This is a genomic window from Vibrio profundum, assembly GCF_050337555.1.
Lineage (GTDB): Bacteria > Pseudomonadota > Gammaproteobacteria > Enterobacterales > Vibrionaceae > Vibrio > Vibrio profundum.
The window spans coordinates 89,024-111,161 of record NZ_JAKJTA010000006.1 but is presented as its reverse complement, the minus strand read 5'-3'; the positions used below and the strand labels follow the sequence as shown (position 1 = coordinate 111,161).

Genomic DNA, 22,138 nt, shown 5'->3' with positions numbered 1-22,138 from the left:
ACTCGGTGAGAACCTTCGTGGGCCTCTATTCCGGTGGAAAACACACACCAGTCCCGCCAATTCCGCAGTAGCCTTGCGGGTTCTTAGCTAAATACTGCTGGTGGTATTCTTCGGCAAAGTAATATTGGCTTACCGGTACAATCTCCGTTGAGATTCTTGGGCGGCCTTCAGCTAGTAAAAGCTCTTGATATTGCGCTTTAGACTCTTTTGCAAGGCGAGCTTGTTCGTCACTATAAGTTAATACCATTGAGCGGTATTGGCTGCCAATGTCGTTACCTTGTTGCATTCCTTGTGTGGGGTTGTGGCTTTGCCAAAATTGTTTGAGGATCTCGGAAAGTGCGATCTTAGCCGGATCAAAGGTGATCTGCACCACTTCCGCATGACCTGTTTGACCTGAACAGACTTCTTGGTATGTTGGATTTTCGGTGTAACCGCCCGCATAACCCACAGACGTGGTATGGACGCCGTCAAGTTTCCAAAAGAGTCGCTCTGCCCCCCAAAAACAGCCCATTCCAACGAGAATCTGCTGATGGTGAGCCGCAGGCATTGCAGTATAAGACGTTTGGTTAACGAAATGACGACCAGATACAGATATGGCATCTGTACGTCCTGGCAGCGCTTGTTGTGCATGGATCAAAGTATGTTTATTGGGCATGGAACACCTTACGGGTTGAAGAAAAACAATGAATCGAGCATTTCCTTGACGCTAGAATGGCAAGTTCAGGTTATGATGAATAGATAGACCTATACTGCCAGAGTTCGCTTTCATTAGGACATGAAAAAAACCTTGTTTCCAGCTGTGATGACGGTATTGATGACGCCTGCTACGGTATTTGCGCAGGATATTACGCTGTCGGTACAAGGGCTAGAAGGCGCGCTGAAAAAAAATGCCGAGGCCTACCTTGCCGCCATTCCAAGTAATGAACACAGCGTTTCGTTGCGTTTTCAGGGTCGGTTGCAAAAAAGCTTAAATCAGTCGCTAAATGCCTTGGGTTATTATCACGCCAAATTCCACTTTCAGATCGAAGATTCCGGCCAGCGGTTGGTGATTCAGATTACCCCAGGACCTCCAACTCGCATCAAGCAATTAGACATTCAGATCAGTGGAGAGGCGCAACACGATACCGATTTTAAACGCTTGCTAGAAAGCAGCGGTTTAAAAGTGGGTGAGGTGCTCAATCAAGGTCAGTATGATGCGCTAAAGAGCGCTATTCGTAATCTCGCTTTGCAAAAGGGATATTTCGACGGCAAATTTAACCAAGCTCAACTAGAAGTCTCCCCTGGCAATAACCAAGCGTCTATCCACCTTCATTATGCTAGCGGCCAGCGCAGCCAGTTTGGCGCGACCACGATAACTGGCAGCCAAATTCAGTTTTCACGAGTCAAATCACTACAGCCTTATCAGAAAGGCGATCCCTATTTGGCCTCCGATATCACCAAGCTTTATCGAAATTTGGCGGCGACGGATTGGTTTTCGTCTGTTGTGGTTACCCCCGATTTATCTCAGAGTCAGGCCGACAATGAAATACCAATCAAAGTGGTATTGGCTCCAGAAACCAAAAACAAGTTGGAAACAGGGTTGGGGTATTCTACCGACGTTGGCGTTCGAGGAACGTTGAAATGGAATAAACCTTGGGTGAATGATAAAGGCGACAGTTTTACCAGCGGCTTTTCGTTATCTAAACCAGAGCAGGAGGTGACATTCGGCTATCGTATGCCGTTGGCTAATGTGTGGCGAGATTATTACTTACTGCAATACGGTATGAAAAAAGTCGATAATCTTGATACCGACAGTTTGGAATCAAACCTATCGTTCGGCCGTCACTGGACATTAGATAATGGTTGGCACCGTACGTTGCGGATTCGTTATTTAGTGGAAAACTACCAACAAGGCTTACAAGACGATGTTGGCCAGTTCGTGATGCCGGGGATCGCGTTTTCACGCACGCGCAGTCGAGGCGGGGCGATGCCCACTTGGGCAGATTCTCAATCGCTGTCGCTGGAATATGGCGATTCGGCGTTGGCATCAGAAACACGAGTATTGAGGGTTCAAGGAGGATCATCTTGGATTCGTAGCTTAGGGCAAAATCAGCGTGGTTTGTTTAGGCTGGATGCGGGGGCTAATATCACTGAACAATTTGATAAGCTTTCTCCCTCTCTCCGCTTTTTTGCTGGTGGTGACAACAGCATCCGCGGTTACAGTTACGATTCTATTTCGCCAACAGATGACAGCGGTGCTCTGACAGGGGGTAAATACTTGCTGACCACCTCATTGGAATATCAACACAGAATTGTCGGCAATTGGTGGGGGGCGCTCTTTTATGATTATGGTGATGCGTTTACCGACTCGCCAGATTTTAAACGCGGCACAGGGTTCGGTTTGCGCTGGGCATCTCCGGTAGGCCCAGTCCGATTGGATTTCGCATGGGGGCTGGACGCTCCGTTTGGCACTGCATTCCGATTGCACTTCTCCCTAGGCCCCGAGTTATGAGCACAGTATGAGCATAGTAAAATGGGGTTCGCGGGGTTGTCGCTATCTGGCATTTATGGGCCTGTCTTTACTTCTATTACTGGCTCTAGTGGTCTTTGTCATCGGCTATACCCCAAGCGGCTTGCAGCTTGTGCGTTGGAGCGCCAATAAATGGCTGCCACAACTTCATATTGACCAAGTGGAAGGGGCTTTGTTAACAAAAGCAACGCTGCAAGGAGTACGTTGGTACGACTCTCAGCAAGGCGTTGATCTGCACGCGCACCAATTTTCATTGGCGATTCAAGCGAGTTGTTTACTGCGCGGTGAAGTGTGTATCCACAGTGTGGCGCTAGAGGGCGTGCAATTGCACATAGTGAAAGTGACGCGCTCTACACCTGATACTGCTAGTTCTGCATCTAGTCCGGTGACTTTTCCGGTTCCGGTACGGATTGATGAACTGAGCTTGGCGAACATAAGCTTGTCGGTTTTTGGCAATCAGATTGATTTAAAAAACTTACACAGCGCGGGCTTGTTGCAAGGGCGGCAAATTGATCTCGCGCCGACTAAGGTGCAAGGGTTGTCGATTACTCTGCCTCACAGCAGCCAAGAGGCGGCTAGCACACAGCCGCCATCGTCTGAAACACACCAACAACCCCTCGTGCTACCAGAGATCGAATTACCAGTAGCAATCAATCTTAAGCGGCTAGAGATGGATCAATTGGCTGTTCACCAAGCCAATACCCATTGGCAGGTAGAAAAGCTGGTGTTAGTCGGGCGAGCCGCTGGACATAAAATTAATGTTCAGCAACTGTCGGTAGTGATGCCGCAGTTTACTGGCGACCTTCACGGTCATGTGTTGCTGACCAATGATTACCCGCTAGCAATAAGCGCCGATATAAACTGGCAACAGAACCCATTTTCTGGGCAAAAGTCGCAGCTGTCGTTGTCGGGTAACTTGGCGAAGCTACAGTTAAAAAGTCACTGGCAAGGCCCACTAACCGCTAACTTAACAGCTTCGGTGAATACCCTTCAACCGAACATACCCTTCGATATCCATCTTTCCGATGTGCTTAGTCAGTGGCCCTTACAAGGGCTGCACGAATACCAGCTGGCGATACACAGGTTAACGGCTCGTGGTGATTTAACAGCGTATCGGCTTAATATGGCTGGGAAAGTATCGGGTAAACAAGTGCCCCCGAGTCAATTCTCACTGCAAGGCACGGGAAGCCGTAGCCAGCTGTCTCTTGGTAAGATTCAACTCTCATCATTGGGGGGAGAAGTAACGGGTAAGGCTAGCATCAACTGGCAGTCGTTGCTGCGTTGGCAAAGTCAGCTGCAACTCCAGCATCTAAACTTTTCTGAGCAATGGCCTGAGTGGGCGAGTGATATTAGTGGCCAAATTCAGACCAGTGGCTCTTTGACATCCCAAGGGGGGTGGCAGCTAGAGGTGCCGAAACTGGCCTTAAATGGCACGCTGCGCCATCAAGCCTTTGCGTTGTTCGGTGGCGTTAAGGCATCCGATAAAACGGGAGGGGGCCACTACCTAGTGACGACGCCGCAGCTGAGATTGGAACAAGGGAAAAATTCGCTGTCATTGATGGGAGAATTAGGTCGTCACTGGAATATGCTCTTCAGGTTTAACGCGCAAGACTTGGCGATTTCTTTGCCAGATGCGCAAGGTAGCTTAGTAGGAACAGTGAGAGTGACAGAGCCGTTGGCGACACCAAAAGTGAGTGTGAATTTACTAGCGAAGTCACTGGCATGGAATCAGCAAATCGCGATAAAACAATTGCAGCTGCAGGGTGTGGTCTCGCCTATGTCTGACGATAGCACCAATCTGACTTTACGCGCGCAACAAATTCATTATCAACAGCGAGTGATTCGCCAGCTGGATGCGAAACTATCTGGAACTTTGACCGAGCAGCAACTCACAATGTCGGTGAAGGCCGATAAGCTTTCAGGGGCATTAAAGCTGACAGGAGGTTACCAAGCGACACCGGCGCCTATTTGGCATGGTCAGCTGATGAAAATGTCACTTAAATCGGCCCTAGGAACTTGGCGACTCGATAGCCAACCTAAGATTGATGTATCACCCAAATTAAAACAAGTGACCGTCTCGGCGCATTGTTGGCGCAATGGGCAGTCTTCACTTTGTTTAGACAAAAAAGCCAATATTGGACCGAAAGGCCAAGTTCATCTATCGGCCCACAAGCTTGATTTACATCAGCTCGCTGTTTTGACGCCACCCGACGTTGATTTTTCTGGTTTAGCTGAGGCCTCCCTTGACCTAGCTTGGGGGGAAAAATCATCACCTAGTTTGGCTTTGTATGTCGCCATGCCTAAGGGAGAAATCATCCAGTCTCAATTAGGGAACTCACAACCGAATAAGCCGCCGCTGGTGATGGGTTGGAACAAAATTGAGTTCGATGCCAAAGTGGACAACAACACACTAACCGCAAATTGGGCAGCGGATCTGGCCAGTAATGGAGATCTGAAAGGCAATATTGTCATTGGTGATCTTGATAGTAAAAATAAAGTGCTAAACGGGGTGGTGCAGGCGAAAAACTTGAATCTTACCCCACTGAAACCCTTACTTGGCGCATACAGTGACGTTAAAGCCGAGATCAATGCCGATGTCCGCTTGCAAGGTGATTTACAAAACCCTAAATTGTTTGGCCAGTTTACGGCAGACAAGATTGCAGTGACGGGAGATATTTCTCCCGTGGATGTGCAGTCTGGCAACGTACGTATCGACTTTCTCGGTAGGCAGTCACGAGTTCACGGGGAAATTACCACCGACGATGGCAAGCTCAATCTAGCTGGTGGTGCTAAGTGGCAGAGCTTGTCATCTTGGTCGGCGCAAGCCAAGGTTAATTCGACAGGTTTGCAGGTCGATGTTCCTCCTATGGCCAAATTGAAAGTGGTCCCAGATCTGACCATGAGCGTCACGCCAACATTGGCGAAAATAACAGGCAATATTGCCATTCCCTCGGGGGCGATCACGGTTGATAAATTGCCACCAAACGCGGTGAAAATATCAAAAGATCAAGTGATTTTGTCTGATAGTCGTGGTGTTCAATCAGCACGAAAATCGTCAGCGATGAAAATTGAATCCAAGGTGAAAATTTCGATTGGTGACAAGGTGGCACTGTCGGCATTTGGTTTGAACAGTGATTTGTCTGGCGAGCTCGATGTGACGCAAAATGATAAAGGTCCATTCATCGTTGGCACGGTGAATTTACTGAATGGTTCCTACCGCTCATTTGGTCAAGATTTGACGATCACTAAAGGTAAAGTTCTATTTAGCGGGCCAGTAGATAAGCCGTATGTAGAGATAACGGCGATACGTAACCCTGATAACACGCAAGATAGCGTAACTGCGGGCATTAAAGTCACAGGACCAAGTGATGAACCTGTAGTCACGGTATTCTCCGATCCCAGTATGCCACAAGCCAATGCGCTCTCTTACTTACTACGTGGCCAAAATCTAGATACGCAAACGGGCGATAGCGCAATGGCGACGACATTGATCGGGATGAGCTTGGCCAAAAGCGGCCACCTTGTAGGCCAATTAGGCCAAGCGGTCGGCGTACAAGACTTGCAGCTGAACACCACCGGCTCTGGCGATAGTTCGCAAGTCATGGTCAGTGGTTATGTTCTGCCGCACTTACAAGTGAAATATGGCGTCGGAATTTTCGATCAGGTAGGAGAGTTTACGGTGCGTTATCAATTGATCTCCAACCTCTATTTGGAGGCGGTCTCTGGGTTAGACAGTGCTGTGGATGTGCTATATCAATTTGAATTTGATTGAGCCAAATTGGAGGCAATTATGTTACATCAGGTGTGGGTTTATGGGAGCTTACGAAGAGGTGAACTCAATCATCACTACCTAGAAGATGCTAAGTACTTAGGGACTTACAGTACGCCCGCCTGCTATACCTTATATGATCTTGGCGAATACCCAGCACTTGTGCCAGATGGGGAGACTTCCGTGATTGGGGAAGTCTACGCAGTTAACGAAAAGACACTCGGCAAGCTGGATGAATTGGAAGAAGTGCCGATTGAGTTTCGACGTGAAACGATAGAGACGATATACGGAAAAGTATGGGTTTACCTATATCAACAAAACCAACAGAGTTCTCAGGGTAAAAAAGATAGGTTACTCCGTGAAGTGAGTTCGGGAAATTGGTGCTGCCGTAAAAAGAGATAGAAGAGCATTAGCCCATTGACGGCCCTTCCGTTTCTTTAAGCTTATCTAAACAATATGTTAATGCTTCATCATAAGAAAAAAAGTAACGTAATATTGGTTGATTATTGAAACCTTGTTCGACGGCAAAACGTTGCATTTTGTTGGTGAAAACTAGCGAGTAAAGAAGGCAGTTGTGCTCCGACATCCAGTTGATTAAAAAGTTGGTGGCTTCCCAAAAATCTGGAGGAGCTAACTCCCAATCACGGCAGTCGATGAGGGCAACCCACGGCTTATCGAACCCTCCCTGAGAGGAATTAACCAGCTCATTCATTTCCTTGAACCAAATTTCACAGGCTTCACTATTGGTCGCGCCGTCGACTTTTGAATACAGCACACGGTTTTCAAAGGTTAATGTCCATAAGCCATGCACATTTTTTGATTTCATCGCGTTGCACCTCTTGATTCGAGCTTTACAGGTAAAGTATATACCAAGGCTTTTCTTAGTGGGTATGCATCTTCAGGGAATGAGTTCTAGAAAACAGCTGACAAAAAAAAAGAGCCACCAAGGGCTCTTTTTTAATCGGTGAGATGCAGTCAGGGTTACTTCTGTGCACGCTCGTAAGAGGTCAGGATTTCTTGGCGAGCGGCGTCAATGTCTGCCCAGCCGTCAACTTTTACCCATTTACCTACTTCTAGCTCTTTATAGCGCTCGAAGAACTGGGTAATTTGCGCTTTCATGAGATCGGGAATGTCGTCAACGTTTTGAATGTGATCGTATTCTTTGGAAAGCTTGGTATGTGGAACCGCAAACACTTTCGCATCTTCGCCAGATTCATCCGTCATTTTTAGTACGCCGACAGGGCGGCAGCGAATGACAGAACCAGGCATGAGTGGGTAGGGCGTAGGTACCAATACGTCGACAGGATCGCCGTCTAGCGAGAGGGTGTTGTTCACATAACCATAGTTACATGGATAGAACATCGGCGCTGACATAAAACGGTCGACAAATACGGCGCCAGAATCTTTATCGACTTCATATTTGATTGGGTCAGCATTGGCTGGGATTTCGATCACAACGTACAGATCATCTGGAAGAGATTTACCAGCTGGGACATCATTTAAGCTCATATGAGGTTCCTTTTAACATGATTGTTATTTGATAGTCGGCCATTAAAGTAATGGTTTTTCACCGCTGTGTATAGAGACTAGCAGTATGGCCGACATCATCGTGGGCTTATTCGTCTCTAAACTTTTCTAGAAATTCTTCGACTTTACTGACCATGTTTTTTGAGCCAACAAAAAATGGCACTCGCTGGTGCAACTCAGTTGGGGTGAGATCTAAAATGCGATTGATACCATCGGATGCGGTGCCGCCTGCTTGTTCAATCAAGAAGGCCATAGGGTTGCACTCATACAATAATCGGAGTTTGCCATTTGGGTAGCTTTGCGTGCTTGGATACAGGTAAATACCACCTTTGAGTAAGTTGCGGTGAAAATCGGAAACCAATGAGCCGATGTAGCGAGACGTATAGGGACGGTTCTCTTCCGGTTTGTTTTCTTGGCAATATTTGATGTATTTCTTTACACCAGTCGGGAAGCGAATGTAGTTCCCTTCGTTGATGGAATAAATAAGACCATCATCTGGAACCATCATATTTTCGTGTGACAGGCAGAAAGTGCCGAGTGATGGGTCATAGGTAAAGCCGTTGACGCCGTTCCCGGTGGTGTAAACCAACATGGTTGAAGAGCCATATATCACGTAACCCGCTGCGACTTGCTTGTTTCCAGGTTGCAGAAAGTCTTCTTCGACTGCAGGCGTTCCGACTGGTGATACGCGACGATAGATGGAGAAGATGGTACCGACCGACACATTCACATCAATGTTGGATGAGCCATCGAGAGGGTCCATCAACACCACATATTTAGCGTTTTGGTTGAGTTCTTTATTAAACGCAACCGCTTCGTCCTCTTCTTCACTCGCAACGCCGCAAACTTGGTCTCGAGCTTCTAAGGCCGCTTTAAATTTATCATTGGCGTAAACGTCGAGTTTTTGTTGTTGTTCGCCTTGAACGTTGTCGGTGCCCATTGCACCCGTAATGTCGACTAAACCCGCTTTATTGATTTCTCGGTTAACAATCTTGGCGGCAAGACGAATGGAGGAGAGCAGAGAAGAAAGATCGCCGCTCGCATGTGGGAAGTCTGCTTGCTTTTCAACAATAAACTCACCAAGAGTGCGTAGTTCTGACATTTTGTTTCCTTAATTTTTTATCGGCATGGAAGTTGAAGTTCGGCGCAGATACCACGATCTACGCCGACGCCAACGTTTGCATAGTGTATGTGGGGAAACTTTTTATTGGTAATAAACTAACTGACCGAGATCTCACTTTGTCACTCGTGTTGCATGAAATGTTCAACTCTCTCGCAATTGAGACCTAAATAGAGATAATAGAAGGAATTTTTTATCCTTTGGTGGTGGTTATGCATATTCACATTTTGGGCATTTGTGGCACTTTCATGGGCGGTGCAGCGGTTTTGGCACGCCAAATGGGGCATAAAGTAACGGGCAGCGATGCGAACGTTTATCCACCCATGAGCACTTTATTGGAGTCACAGGGCATCGAGATCATTGAAGGCTTTGATGTGTCTCAACTGAGCCCAGAACCCGATTTAGTGGTGATAGGCAATGCGCTGAGCCGAGGTAACCCTTGCGTAGAGCACGTGCTGAATTCGAATTTGCGTTATACCTCAGGGCCGCAATGGCTGCATGAGTTCTTGCTTAAAGACCGATGGGTTCTTGCGGTATCGGGTACCCACGGAAAAACCACCACGGCGAGTATGCTAGCGTGGATTTTAGAGGATTGTCATTACCAGCCGGGCTTTTTGGTTGGCGGCGTGTTAGGTAACTTTGGCGTTTCGGCCAGACTAGGTGATAGCATGTTTTTCGTCGTTGAAGCGGATGAGTACGACAGTGCCTTTTTCGATAAGCGATCTAAATTTATTCATTATCATCCGCGAACGTTAGTGATCAACAATCTCGAATTTGATCACGCCGATATTTTTGACGATCTTGAAGCGGTCAAGCGTCAGTTCCATCATCTAGTGCGTACAGTACCCAGTAACGGCCAGATTCTTTCCCCTGCTCACGATGCGGCGATCGATGATGTGTTGAGCCGAGGGTGTTGGAGTGAGCGGGTGACCGCTGGAAAGGATGCTGGATGGAGCGCAGATAAGCTGCAGGCTGATGGCTCTCAATTCAACGTGCGCCTTGATGGCGAGCTTGTTGGCCAAGTGACGTGGGATCTGATTGGCGATCATAATATTGCCAATGCGTTGATGGCGATAGGCGCAGCAAGGCATGTTGGGGTAACGCCTGATTTAGCTTGTGAGGCTTTACAATCGTTTATCAATACTAAGCGCCGTTTGGAGCTCATTGGTCAAATCAAGGATATTTGTGTCTACGACGATTTCGCTCACCATCCAACGGCGGTCGCGACGACTATGCAGGCAATGCGCGATAAGGTTGGCCGCAATAAGGTCATCGCTGTTCTAGAGCCTCGTTCAGCCACCATGAAACGTGGCGTGCATAAAGAGACACTCGCGGCATCGTTGCATCATGCTGACTCGGTTTACCTGTATCAACCAGAAACGATAGCTTGGTCAGTGGAAGAAATTGCGGCACAATGCGCGCAGCCGGCGCAGGTGAGTAATAGCGTCGAGCAAATTGTTGCTAAAATTACTGCAGAAGCTCAACCCGGTGATCACATCGTGGTGATGAGCAACGGCGGCTTTGAAGGGATACACCAAAAGCTGATCACTGCCCTGACGAACGAATAGAACGATCATGATTCAAACGACTGAAAAAAACATTACCCTAGCATTTACTGGTGCCTCTGGTGCCCCATATGGCTTGCGTTTATTGCAGTCGTTATTGGCCGCCGAATATCGAGTGTATTTACTGATATCTTCTGCGGCGAGAGTCGTGTTTGCCACTGAGCAAAATTTGAAATTACCGAGTGGGCCAGAAGCGGCGCACAAAGTTTTGGTGGAACATTTAGGCTGTCAGCCAGAGAAATTAGTGGTTTGTGGAAAGGACGATTGGTTTTCTCCTGTTGCTTCTGGTTCAGCCGCGCCGAAGCAAATGGTGATTTGCCCATGCTCGGCGGGCAGTGTGGCATCTATTGCTCATGGTATTTCGGACAATTTAATTGAGCGCGCAGCTGACGTTGTCCTCAAAGAGCGCGGACAGCTATTATTAGTCGTCCGCGAATCCCCCTTTTCTACCCTACACCTTGAAAATATGCACAAGCTGTCGCAAATGGGCGTGACCATCATGCCTGCTTCACCGGGTTTTTATCATCACCCAAAATCTATTGAAGACTTAGTCGACTTTATGGTTGCTCGTGTGCTTGACCATTTAGGCATTGAACAGCAGCTGGTGGCTCGCTGGGGCTATGATCAGCGTTAAATATTTATCTGACAGCGTCAAATGCCTGTCTGTCAGTGTTAAATACTGGTCTGTCAGTGGCGAAACTCGCTAATACCCATTACAATCCGTTGCAACTCATCGGGGAGCTAGGGCCAATTCACCTATTAGGGTGAAATGTTGGCGCCGGCTGAGATCAAGCAAGGCTTGGGACCCGCATGTCACCTGAACCAGATAATGCTGGCGTAGGGATTGAGTTAGGAGACGGGGCTGGCACTATCCCATTCCTATCTCCATTCATGCGCCGCTCATAATACGGAGAGCGAGCAGTGAAGAAACGTTTACAGCGAATGGCAATCGCCATTCTCACCCCATTGATGACCTTATCATTTTCTAGTTTTGCCCAAGCCGACGCCGGAAAAACCTTAACCGTTTATACCTACGATTCATTTGCCGCCGATTGGGGCCCAGGTCCTGCGATCAAAAAAGCTTTCGAGAAGAAATATAACTGCACGTTGAAATACGTCACGTTAGATGATGGTGTCTCCATTTTGAATCGTCTGCGCTTGGAAGGTGATAACACCAAAGCGGATGTGGTTTTAGGGCTCGACAATAGCTTAACGACTGCGGCAGAGAAAACGGGTTTGCTAGCGCCAAGTGGAGTGGATACGTCAGGGGTCACCATTCCGGGCGGTTGGCATGACAAAACATTCGTTCCTTACGACTACGGTTACTTTGCTTTTGTTTACAATAAAGACAAACTAAAGAACCCACCTAAGAGCCTGAAAGAGCTGGTAGAAAAACGTAACGACATTAAAATCATCTATCAAGATCCTCGTACTTCGACTCCGGGGCAAGGCTTGTTGCTATGGATGAAAGCAGTATACGGCGATAAAGCGGGTGCAGCTTGGCAGCAGCTGGCGAAGAAAACGGTTACGGTCACGAAAGGGTGGTCGGAGGCGTATTCTATGTTCTTAAAAGGCGAGTCAGACATGGTGCTGTCTTACACGACATCCCCCGCTTATCACTTGATTGAAGAGCATGACAACAAATACGCGGCAGCGAATTTCTCTGAGGGTGACTATATCCAAGTTGAAGTGGCGGCGAAAATAAAAAACAGTCAACACCCGAAATTGGCTGATGAGTTTATGCACTTTATTTTGAGTAAGTCTTTCCAATCTACTATTCCAACAGGTAACTGGATGTATCCGGTGACGAATATTCCCCTGCCAAAAGGCTTTGACACTTTGACTCGCCCGACGCACACACTCAGTTTCCCTGCTCAAGAAGTATCTAAGATGCGTAAGACTTGGATTCGTGAGTGGCAAAATGCGCTGGCCAATTAAAGAGAAGTGTAAGGTAATAGTTTGAACCGCATTCCTAAAATTGGCTTATGGGTCGCGATCATTATCGTGACCTTTGTTATCGCCGCCTTAGCGGCTTTGGTGGTACATGCGCCATCGTTGCACCTTGGGGCCGTTTGGCAAGACCCTTATTTTCGCCATGTTACCTTATTCAGCTTTTATCAGGCGCTACTCTCGACCAGTTTAAGTGTCGGCTTGGCGATCCCGGTGTCGCACGCTTTGTATCGCCGCCGCTTTAAAGGTCGCTCGTGGCTACTGAAATTGTTTGCCACTACTTTGGTGCTCCCCGTATTAGTGGGCGTATTTGGCATAGTGTCTATTTACGGCAATAGTGGCGTTTTGGCGATATGGATGCATAAGGTGGATTTGTCGTTACCCTTTTCCATTTATGGTCTGCAGGGTATTTTGCTGGCACATGTATTTTTCAATTTGCCCTACGCGAGCCGATTGCTGCTACAAGCATTAGAAACGGTACCGGCTGAACAACATAAGCTGTGCGCCCATTTAGGGATGAGCCATTGGCATAAGTTCAAATGGGTCGAGTGGCCGAGAGTTCGGCAGCAATTACCGCACGTGGTGGGGTTAGTGTTTATGCTGTGCTTTACCAGTTTTGCGACGGTTATGGCATTGGGCGGTGGCCCTAAAGCCACGACTATTGAGCTGGCGATATATCAAGCGATTAAGTTTGATTTCGATTTGCAGTCGGGCGCATTACTTTCCGTGTGGCAAATACTGCTGTGTGGCACCTTGGCGTTTGCGATACAACGACTGGCGAAACCTTTGCCTGTGGTATCGGGCAGCCAGAGTAAAGCGTCACCATTGCTGACGGATAGCCTGAAAGCGAAATGTTGGGATAGCTTTTGGATAGGCTTGGTCTGCTTGCTAGTATTGCCGCCACTCTTAATGGTGATCATCAGCGGTCTTAACTCAGATCTGCTGGAAGTACTGTCAAACAGTGCGTTTTGGCTGGCGGCTTGGTCATCGGTGAAGGTGGCAGGATTGGCCGCGATCATCGCTTTATTCTTTGGCTTTTCCATTTTGACGACCAGCCGTGCTTGGCGAGTTAATTTTCAAAGCATCAAAGCGGATCAAATAGAGTTGATTGGCACCATTATTCTCGTGACGCCGGGGTTGGTGATCAGTACTGGGCTGTTTTTGTTAATTCGCAGCGTTGCCAACGCCTTTAACTACGCGTTTATTGTTGTGGTGCTGGTGAACGCTTTGATGGCTTTGCCTTATGTGATTAAAAACTTGTCACAGCCGATGCTGCATGTCGCGCAGCAATATCAGTTCTTGTGTGCCAGTTTAGGAATGAAAGGGTGGCAACGTTTTAAATTGGTTGAATGGCGGGCGCTGCGTAAGCCACTGGCGCACGCTTTTGCGATAAGCTTTATGTTTTCGATTGGCGATCTCAGCGCCATCGCCTTATTTGGCAGCCAAGAGTTTCGAACCTTACCTCTGTATTTATTTCAACTGCTAGGCAGCTACCACATGAAAGAAGCCGCTGTGGTATCACTAACCTTATTGGTACTCAGTGTTGGCTGTTTTACCTTGATAGACAGTGCGTTTAACGCGCATAAAAAGGAGCGTCATGCTAAGTCTTAATGGTGTTCACTATTACTACCACAAAGAATTATTTGCCTTTGAACTAGAGGTGGATAAAGGGGCGATTGTGGCTCTGATGGGGCCGAGCGGAGCAGGTAAGTCTACCTTGCTGAGTTTGGTGGCTGGTTTTATTGAGCCAAGTCAGGGCGGCATCGTGGCCAATGGTATGTCGGTTGTGGGGAAAGAGCCGTATAAGCGCCCATTTGCAATGCTCTTTCAGGAACACAATTTATTTGCTCATCTGACGGTACGCGAAAATATCGGCTTAGGTTTGCACCCTGGCTTGAAATTGAACGAGTCTCAAAAGAGCCAAGTAGAACAAGCGGCGGAACAAGTGGGCGTCGCGGCTTTACTCGATAGATTGCCTGAACAGCTTTCTGGTGGACAACGGCAACGAGTGGCGTTGGCGCGCTGTTTTGTTCAGCCACACCCTATTTGGCTGCTCGATGAGCCGTTTTCTGCCTTGGATCCCATATTACGTGAAGAGATGCTCTCGTTGGTGAAACAGTTGGCCGGACAAAGAAACATTACCGTGATAATGGTGACTCATCATCTGAGTGATGCTAGAGCCATTGCCAGTAATTTTGCGTTTGTTGCCAATAATCGCGTTGAGGTAGCAGAAGGGATTTCTCAGTTAACCCAAGCGCATAGTAATAAGCAATTGAGTGATTTTGTTCGAGCGGGGGAGCAAGGGTAAGCTTTCGCTTGGTCAGTAATGGTGAGTAGTGAATACGATTCAGCCTCGACTATGCCGAGGCTGAATCGTATTCACAAATGCCGTGCTTCTCACCTATCTAAGAGGTGATTATTTTTCTTCGAGCAGCGCTTTGAGCGTTTGGAAGATTTCACGGGAGGCTTTAGGCGGCTTTGCTAATTTTTTTTCTTTGCTGGCTTGGCGAGCAAGCTGGCGAAGACGTTGGCGGTCAGCATCAGGGTAAAGTGCCAACACGTCCTCTATTGCACCATCACCTTCTTGCACAATGCGATCACGTAGTTGCTCTAGCTTGTGCAGTGCAGCTGTGACTTGTGAGTGCTTGTTGCGTACTTTATCGAGTGCAGCTTGCAGCGGCTCGATCTCTTCGGTACGCATTAACTTACCAATGTACTGTAGCTGACGGCGTTTCGCTTCATTCTTGAAACGCTGTGCATCTTTGATTGCGCGGGCGAGTTCTTCGCTCAGTGGAAACTTTTCCAATATTGAAGCTTTAAGCTCAACGAGTTCTTCGCCTAACTTTTGCAGTTCTTCCATATCGTTTTTCATCTCGGTTTTGCTTACCCAGATGATTTCTTCTTCTGGTTCCCAAGGCGCTTTCTGGTTTTTACGAGCCATCTTTTCTGCCTATATCACTATCTCAAACTATTATTATGGCTATTTTAACAAGAATCATGGGGAGAATGCGAAATTCTTGTTATCCTAACTGGTATTCATAGCAAACTAGTCAGATTCAAAATGGATGTAAAACAACAAGTCGCTCAGCAACAGGTTGATTTAGAAGCCGCTGTTGCCAAAGCATTGGACATGGCATCGGCTAAATGTGATGGCGCAGAAGTCGCAATTACTAAATCGACCGGGCTAAGTGTATCGACCCGTATGTGTGAAGTAGAGAACGTAGAGTTTAATAGTGACGGCGCACTAGGGATCACTGTTTACCGTGGCCAGCGTAAAGGCAGTGCGTCCACTTCGGATCTGAGTGAAGCTGCTATTCAACAAACTGTCGCTGCGGCGATCGATATCGCTCAGTACACCAGTGAAGACCCGTGTGCAGGCCCTGCGCCGAAAGAATTGATGGCGCAAGAAGTACTCGATCTGGACTTATTCCATCCAGACACGCCAGATCCCGATTATGCTGCACAGATTGCCATTGCTTCGGAGCAAAAAGCATTAGCCTACAGCGATAAAATTAAGCAAAGTGATGGCGCGTCGTATGACAGCCATTATGGCGTACGGGTGTATGGTAATAGTCATGGCTTGTTGGCCAGTTATGCCTCTAGTCGTCACAGCACCAGTTGTTGTGTGATTGGCCAAGGCAACAATGGTGAAATGGAACGTGATTATAGCTATACCGTTGCTCGCCATCGTGATGATCTTTGGTCACCGGAAACGATTGGTTTACAGGCCGCAGAAAAAACAGTGAGCCGTCTTGATGCTAAATCTGTTGCGACGGGTCAATACCCTGTGATGTTTGCCGCTGATGTGGCGACAGGCTTGATGGGCCATCTAGTTATGGGGATCAGTGGTGGTAATCTATACCGGAAGTCATCTTTTTTGTTGGATCACTTAGGCAAACGAATTCTGCCTGAATGGTTCAATATCAACGAGCAGCCTCACTTACGCCGCGGCCTTGCTTCAACACCATTTGATAATGAAGGTGTGATTACGCAAGATATGCAGATTATCACGGATGGTGTGCTATCAACCTATTTATTGACCAGCTACGCTGCGCGTAAAATGGATATGACGCCCACAGGTCATGCTGGCGGTATTCACAACTGGTTCGTTCAATCAACTGGGCAAAACTTTGAGCAAATGCTGAAAGAACTTGGCACGGGCTTGTTAGTTACTGAGGTGATGGGTCAGGGCGTTAATATCGTCACCGGCGATTACTCACGTGGTGCGGCGGGTTTTTGGGTTGAGAATGGCGAACTTCAATACCCAGTTTCCGGCATAACGGTCGCGGGTAATTTGAAGGATATGCTGAGCCAAATCGTTGCGGTAGGTAGCGATATTGAAACGCGCTCTCAAATTCAAACCGGCTCAATTTTACTTGAATCGATGAAGGTGGCTGGCGAATAGCGCCATCCCAACTATCAATCAATAGTGTCAGCATCGCTGGCACTATTACTTTTGGTCTTTTCGTTTTGGGTCTCTTCGCTTGTGGTTCGTTCGTTTTTGGTACGGTCCGCCTCGGCTTCGCGATCTTCTTCTTCCTGATTGGCTTTATTGATCATCGGCGTAATCGTTGAGCCTTGAATCAAGATAGAAAACACGACCACAGCATAGGTCATCACCAAAATGACCTCTTTAACATCGATAAGTTTATCTGGAATCACCCAAATTCCGGATGGAATCGATAGCGCCATTGCCAGTGCTAGGCCTCCCCTCAATCCTCCCCAAGTTAAGATCTTCACCGACCAAGTGTTGTAACGTCGATAACGCTTGAACCCGAGATAAGATATCCACACGCTAAGATAACGCGCAGCCAGTACGAGAGGTACCGCGATGGCCATCAATACCCAATCCTCTTGATGAAATTCAAACAGCAACATAGACATGCCAATAAGCAGGAACAGCACGCCGTTGAGAAACTCATCGACCAATTCCCAAAAATGATCCAATTGTTGTTCACTTTGTTTGGAGAAACCGATAAAACGCGTCCAATTTCCTAGCATTATCCCCGAAACGACCATCGCAAGTGGCCCTGATACATGCAATATATCGGCAAACGCATACCCTGCGGTCGGGACGCCAATCGTGAAGAGTAGTTCCATCGACGGGTCATCGGTGGAGGAAATCAAGTAGTGGAACACCATACCAAGCAGTAGGCCATAGGCAATGCCCCCGACGGCTTCTTGCAGAAATAAACCGCTCACGCTTAGAACTGTCGGTGGTTCGTTACCAAAAGCAACGGTAAACAGTGTGACAAATAATACTAGTCCAAAGCCATCGTTGAACAAAGATTCCCCCTCAATTTGGGTAGAAATACGTTCGGGTGCACGAAGTTTTTTCACAATGGCTAATACGGCAATAGGATCGGTTGGCGAGATGAGTGCGCCGAATAATAAGCAATAAATCAGATCAAACTGGATCCCTACAGCTTGGCATAGGCCATATAAACAAAAGCCAATAAAAAAGGTTGAAAAGAGCGTCGCCCCGAGAGCCAAAATCGTAATCTCCCACTGTTGGGCTTTTAGGTGGGGCAGCTTAATACCCAGCCCGCCTGCAAAGAGCAAGAACCCCAAAATTCCATTGAGTAAGAAGGCTTCAAAGTTGATTCGAGAGACCGTTTCGGTGGCAATTTGTGTTAAATGGAACCAATCATTTTGTCCTGCTATGACAATGAGTAGCGATAGCAGCATGGAACCTGCAGTGATGGCTATCGTGGTTTGCATTTGGCCAATTTTACTGTTGATAAAAGCAATTAACATGGCAGCAGCGGAGAGAAAGCAAAGGGTATAATACACCGACATGGGCAGGCTCTAATCAGTAGAAAGGGTATTCAAATTCTTGTCGTAGGTGGCAGAAATAGCAAATGCGTTTGTTCTGATAGTGGGTAAATGAATCAGCCCTGAGTATGCTTGTTCTCAATATTTTTAGACGTCTAGATTTCTATTGTTACTGTGATAGGATGAGATCAGCACAGATGGATGAGGTGATATTGTGGGAACAAGAAGTAGACAACTCGAAGCTCAGTTACAACAACGTATTATGCTGCTAGATGGCGGCATGGGCACTATGATTCAGGACTACAAGTTAGATGAACAAGGATATAGAGGAACGAGGTTTGCTGATTGGCATTGTGATTTAAAAGGTAACAATGATTTATTGGTGCTGACTCAGCCCGAGATAATTAAAGCTATTCACGCTGAGTATTTACAGTCAGGCGCCGATATTCTCGAAACCAATACCTTCAATTCCACAACAATCGCAATGGCTGACTATGAAATGGAAAGCCTGAGTTGCGAAATCAACCTTGTGGCCGCGCAGCTTGCCCGCCAAGTTGCGGATGAATGGAGTGAAAAAACACCAGACAGACCTCGCTACGTCGCGGGTGTGTTAGGACCAACTAACCGTACCTGTTCTATTTCCCCCGATGTTAACGACCCGGGTTTTCGCAATGTCAGTTTCGACCAGTTGGTGCAAGCTTACTCAGAATCTACCCACGCCCTCATTAAAGGTGGCGTTGATCTCATTTTGATTGAAACTATTTTTGACACCTTAAATGCCAAGGCATGTGCGTTTGCTGTCGATACGGTGTTCGAGGAATTAGGATTTAGCTTACCGGTAATGATCTCGGGTACGATCACCGATGCTTCGGGGCGTACGCTATCAGGGCAGACTACAGAGGCATTTTATAATGCGCTGCGCCACGTGAACCCAATCTCGTTTGGCTTAAACTGCGCGCTTGGCCCCAGTGAGCTGAGGCCATATATTGAAGAATTGTCACGTTTGGCTGAATGCCATGTCTCAGCTCACCCTAATGCAGGGTTGCCGAATGCGTTTGGCGAATATGACTTGTCGCCGCAAGACATGGCGACCCATGTGAAAGAGTGGGCTGAAAGTGGTTTTTTAAATATTATTGGTGGGTGCTGCGGCACCACACCTGACCATATTCGCGCTATGGCCCAAGCGGTGAAAAATATCGCCCCGAGAACCGTACCCGAAATCCCTGTTGCCTGTCGTTTATCTGGACTTGAACCGGTCACCATCGAAAAAGAAACGTTATTCGTTAATGTCGGTGAGCGCACCAACGTCACTGGTTCGGCGCGCTTTAAACGTTTGATCAAAGAAGAAAGCTACGATGAAGCGTTAGATGTTGCTCGTCAACAAGTAGAAAATGGCGCGCAGATCATCGATATCAATATGGATGAAGGCATGTTGGATTCAGAGGCTTGCATGGTGCGTTTTCTAAAATTGTGCGCTTCAGAGCCAGACATTGCTAGAGTCCCAATCATGGTCGACTCATCGAAATGGGAAGTGATAGAGGCGGGTCTAAAATGCATTCAAGGTAAGGGGATCGTTAACTCAATTTCTCTTAAAGAAGGCAAGGAAAAGTTCATTCAGCAAGCTAAGCTGATTCGCCGCTACGGTGCGGCCGTGATTGTGATGGCGTTTGATGAAAAAGGACAAGCGGACACCCGTGAGCGTAAGCTAGAAATTTGCAGTAAAGCGTATCGAGTCTTAGTGGATGAGGTTGGCTTTCCAGCGGAAGATATTATTTTCGATCCGAATATTTTTGCAATTGCGACGGGTATCGACGATCACAATAATTACGCGGTTGATTTTATTGGTGCAGTGGCGGATATAAAGCGCGACTTACCTCATGCGATGATCTCTGGCGGTGTCTCCAATGTGTCATTCTCATTTCGTGGCAACAACTATGTCCGAGAGGCGATTCATGCTGTGTTTCTATATCACTGTTTTAAAAACGGAATGGACATGGGTATCGTTAACGCCGGACAATTGGAAGTGTATGACAACATTCCAGATGAGCTACGAGAAGCTGTTGAAGACGTTGTACTTAACCGGCGCGAGGACGGTACTGAACGCTTGCTCGATATTGCTGCGAATTACTCGCAGCATGGTGGGAGCCAAGCGGAGGACTCAGCGAACGAAGAGTGGCGGAGTTTACCTGTCGAAAAAAGGCTGGAACATGCGCTAGTTAAAGGGATCACCGAATTTATTGTTGAAGACACGGAACAAGCGAGGCTACAGGCCAGTAAACCCCTTGAAGTCATCGAAGGTCCGCTCATGGATGGCATGAACGTAGTCGGGGATTTATTTGGTGAAGGGAAAATGTTTCTGCCGCAAGTGGTGAAATCTGCTCGGGTGATGAAGCAAGCAGTGGCGCATCTTGAACCCTATATCAATGCTGCGAAACAAGCTGGAACTTCAAATGGCAAAATTTTGCTTGCGACGGTGAAAGGCGATGTGCATGACATCGGCAAGAATATCGTTGGCGTAGTATTGCAGTGTAATAACTACGAAATTATTGATTTGGGTGTGATGGTGCCGTGTGAGAAAATCTTGCAAGTGGCCAGGCAAGAGCAGGTCGATATTATTGGTTTGTCTGGTTTGATTACCCCATCTCTTGATGAAATGGTGCATGTTGCCAAAGAAATGGAACGGCAAGGTTTTGATCTACCATTGCTGATTGGCGGTGCCACAACCTCTAAAGCCCATACTGCGGTTAAAATTGAACAAAACTATTCCCAGCCTGTTGTGTACGTCAATAATGCGTCCCGGGCAGTCGGAGTGTGCTCGTCTTTGTTATCTGATGAACGACGTCCTGACTTTGTTGAAAAATTAGCCTTGGATTACGATAGGGTAAGAGATCAACACAATCGTAAGACGCCCCGGACTAAGCCCATACCCTTGCCACGAGCGCGAGATAATAAAGTTGCCATCGACTGGCAGAGCTATATTCCACCGGTACCGAAACAGCCGGGTGTGCATGTTTTCACGGATGTAGATGTCGCGCAATTGCGGCTGTTCATCGACTGGACGCCTTTCTTTATGACGTGGTCTTTAATGGGGAAATACCCAGCAATCTTGGATCACGAGGAAGTCGGGGAAGAAGCACAGCGTTTGTTCATCGATGCAAATGAGATGTTGGATAAGGTTGAGAAGCAGCAGCTTCTTAAGGCGCAAGGTATCTGTGCGTTATTTCCCGCCAATAGTGTTGACGATGATATTGAAGTCTACGTAGATGACTCTCGTCAGCAAGTGCGCCATGTGCTTCATCATTTACGCCAGCAAACCGATAAGCCGAAGGGGTATAACTATTGCTTAGCCGACTATTTAGCGCCAAAAGACAGTGGTCAGTCAGACTGGATTGGCGCATTTGCCGTGACCGGGGGAATTGGTGAACGAGCGCTGGCCGACGAGTATAAAGCCCAAGGCGATGACTATAATGCCATCATGATTCAAGCCGTGGCAGATCGCTTAGCCGAGGCTTTTGCAGAGTATCTGCATCAAAAAGTACGTCAAGACATCTGGGGGTATTCCCCTGATGAATCGCTGTCGTGCGAAGAGTTAATTCGAGAGCGTTACCAAGGTATTCGACCAGCACCGGGTTACCCTGCTTGCCCAGAACACACAGAGAAAGGGGCGATATGGGATTTGTTAGACGTTGAATCACACATTGGTATGTCACTGACCTCCAGTTATGCGATGTGGCCGGGTGCTTCGGTGTCTGGTTGGTATTTCTCTCACCCCGAGTCACGTTATTTCGCTGTCGCACAAATTCAACCAGATCAAGTGCAAAGCTACGCGGATCGCAAGGGGTGGAGCTTAGAAGAAGCGGAGAAATGGCTAGCGCCTAATATTGATTAGGTATGCGGTTAAAGACAGGTAACCTGTATGGTCT

16 protein-coding genes and 1 riboswitch are annotated in these 22,138 nt (G+C 47.5%); of the genes, 10 read left to right on the top strand and 6 right to left on the bottom strand.

Annotated elements, in window-relative coordinates; translation table 11 throughout:
• Window positions 1-25: 25 nt before the first annotated feature.
• On the bottom strand, window positions 26-655 hold the full coding sequence (msrA, locus tag L4C34_RS06445; RefSeq protein ID WP_428788525.1) for a peptide-methionine (S)-S-oxide reductase MsrA: 630 nt from the start codon (window positions 653-655) through the stop codon (window positions 26-28).
• Window positions 656-775: 120 nt separating this feature from the next.
• On the opposite strand from msrA, the gene tamA reads away from it, so the two are divergent.
• The 3 genes from tamA to L4C34_RS06430 are packed head-to-tail and all read left to right on the top strand — an operon-like array spanning window position 776 to window position 6,680.
• Complete coding sequence (gene tamA / locus L4C34_RS06440; RefSeq protein WP_428788524.1) at window positions 776-2,491, top strand: autotransporter assembly complex protein TamA; 1,716 nt, start codon at window positions 776-778, stop codon at window positions 2,489-2,491.
• Between the two features lie 7 nt (window positions 2,492-2,498).
• The gene (gene tamB, locus L4C34_RS06435; protein WP_428788523.1) at window positions 2,499-6,281 is read left to right on the top strand and encodes an autotransporter assembly complex protein TamB; all 3,783 of its coding nucleotides are present in this window, start codon (window positions 2,499-2,501) and stop codon (window positions 6,279-6,281) included.
• Window positions 6,282-6,299: 18 nt separating this feature from the next.
• On the top strand, window positions 6,300-6,680 hold the full coding sequence (locus L4C34_RS06430; RefSeq protein WP_428788522.1) for a gamma-glutamylcyclotransferase family protein: 381 nt from the start codon (window positions 6,300-6,302) through the stop codon (window positions 6,678-6,680).
• Between the two features lie 7 nt (window positions 6,681-6,687).
• On the opposite strand, the gene L4C34_RS06425 is transcribed toward L4C34_RS06430, so the two are convergent.
• The 3 genes from L4C34_RS06425 to fbp form a co-directional block, all read right to left on the bottom strand.
• Window positions 6,688-7,104 (bottom strand): hypothetical protein, encoded by a 417-nt coding sequence (locus L4C34_RS06425; protein ID WP_428788521.1) that lies wholly within the window; start codon window positions 7,102-7,104, stop codon window positions 6,688-6,690.
• Between the two features lie 155 nt (window positions 7,105-7,259).
• Complete coding sequence (gene ppa / locus L4C34_RS06420; protein WP_428788520.1) at window positions 7,260-7,787, bottom strand: inorganic diphosphatase; 528 nt, start codon at window positions 7,785-7,787, stop codon at window positions 7,260-7,262.
• Window positions 7,788-7,893: 106 nt separating this feature from the next.
• Window positions 7,894-8,907, bottom strand: coding sequence for a class 1 fructose-bisphosphatase (fbp, locus tag L4C34_RS06415; RefSeq protein ID WP_428788519.1), 1,014 nt, complete (start codon window positions 8,905-8,907; stop codon window positions 7,894-7,896).
• A gap of 230 nt (window positions 8,908-9,137) precedes the next feature.
• On the opposite strand from fbp, the gene mpl reads away from it, so the two are divergent.
• The 5 genes from mpl (at window position 9,138) to thiQ (ending at window position 14,748) form a co-directional block, all read left to right on the top strand.
• Window positions 9,138-10,493: a UDP-N-acetylmuramate:L-alanyl-gamma-D-glutamyl-meso-diaminopimelate ligase gene (mpl, locus tag L4C34_RS06410; protein WP_428788518.1), complete on the top strand. Its 1,356-nt coding sequence runs from the start codon at window positions 9,138-9,140 to the stop codon at window positions 10,491-10,493.
• 7 nt (window positions 10,494-10,500) lie between these two features.
• A complete protein-coding gene (locus L4C34_RS06405; RefSeq protein ID WP_428788517.1) occupies window positions 10,501-11,124 on the top strand; it encodes a flavin prenyltransferase UbiX in 624 nt (207 codons plus the stop codon).
• Between the two features lie 90 nt (window positions 11,125-11,214).
• A riboswitch (TPP riboswitch) is annotated at window positions 11,215-11,351 on the top strand.
• 108 nt (window positions 11,352-11,459) lie between these two features.
• Window positions 11,460-12,428 carry a thiamine ABC transporter substrate binding subunit gene (gene thiB / locus L4C34_RS06400; RefSeq protein ID WP_428788712.1) on the top strand — a complete coding sequence of 323 codons (969 nt, stop codon included), beginning with the start codon at window positions 11,460-11,462 and terminating at the stop codon, window positions 12,426-12,428.
• Window positions 12,429-12,449: 21 nt separating this feature from the next.
• Window positions 12,450-14,051 carry a thiamine/thiamine pyrophosphate ABC transporter permease ThiP gene (gene thiP, locus L4C34_RS06395; protein ID WP_428788516.1) on the top strand — a complete coding sequence of 534 codons (1,602 nt, stop codon included), beginning with the start codon at window positions 12,450-12,452 and terminating at the stop codon, window positions 14,049-14,051.
• Window positions 14,038-14,748, top strand: a complete 711-nt coding sequence (thiQ, locus tag L4C34_RS06390) for a thiamine ABC transporter ATP-binding protein (RefSeq protein WP_428788515.1) — start codon at window positions 14,038-14,040, stop codon at window positions 14,746-14,748. The genes thiP and thiQ overlap by 14 nt, the downstream gene beginning before the upstream one ends.
• 108 nt (window positions 14,749-14,856) lie before the next feature.
• Here thiQ and yjgA read toward each other — a convergent pair whose 3' ends face one another.
• On the bottom strand, window positions 14,857-15,381 hold the full coding sequence (gene yjgA / locus L4C34_RS06385; RefSeq protein ID WP_428788514.1) for a ribosome biogenesis factor YjgA: 525 nt from the start codon (window positions 15,379-15,381) through the stop codon (window positions 14,857-14,859).
• Window positions 15,382-15,501: 120 nt separating this feature from the next.
• Between yjgA and pmbA the strand changes: the two genes are divergently transcribed.
• A complete protein-coding gene (gene pmbA / locus L4C34_RS06380) occupies window positions 15,502-16,845 on the top strand; it encodes a metalloprotease PmbA (RefSeq protein ID WP_428788513.1) in 1,344 nt (447 codons plus the stop codon).
• A gap of 14 nt (window positions 16,846-16,859) precedes the next feature.
• Here pmbA and L4C34_RS06375 read toward each other — a convergent pair whose 3' ends face one another.
• On the bottom strand, window positions 16,860-18,239 hold the full coding sequence (locus L4C34_RS06375) for a cation:proton antiporter (RefSeq protein ID WP_428788512.1): 1,380 nt from the start codon (window positions 18,237-18,239) through the stop codon (window positions 16,860-16,862).
• 190 nt (window positions 18,240-18,429) lie between these two features.
• Between L4C34_RS06375 and metH the strand changes: the two genes are divergently transcribed.
• Window positions 18,430-22,104: a methionine synthase gene (metH, locus tag L4C34_RS06370; protein ID WP_428788511.1), complete on the top strand. Its 3,675-nt coding sequence runs from the start codon at window positions 18,430-18,432 to the stop codon at window positions 22,102-22,104.
• Window positions 22,105-22,138: the final 34 nt, after the last annotated feature.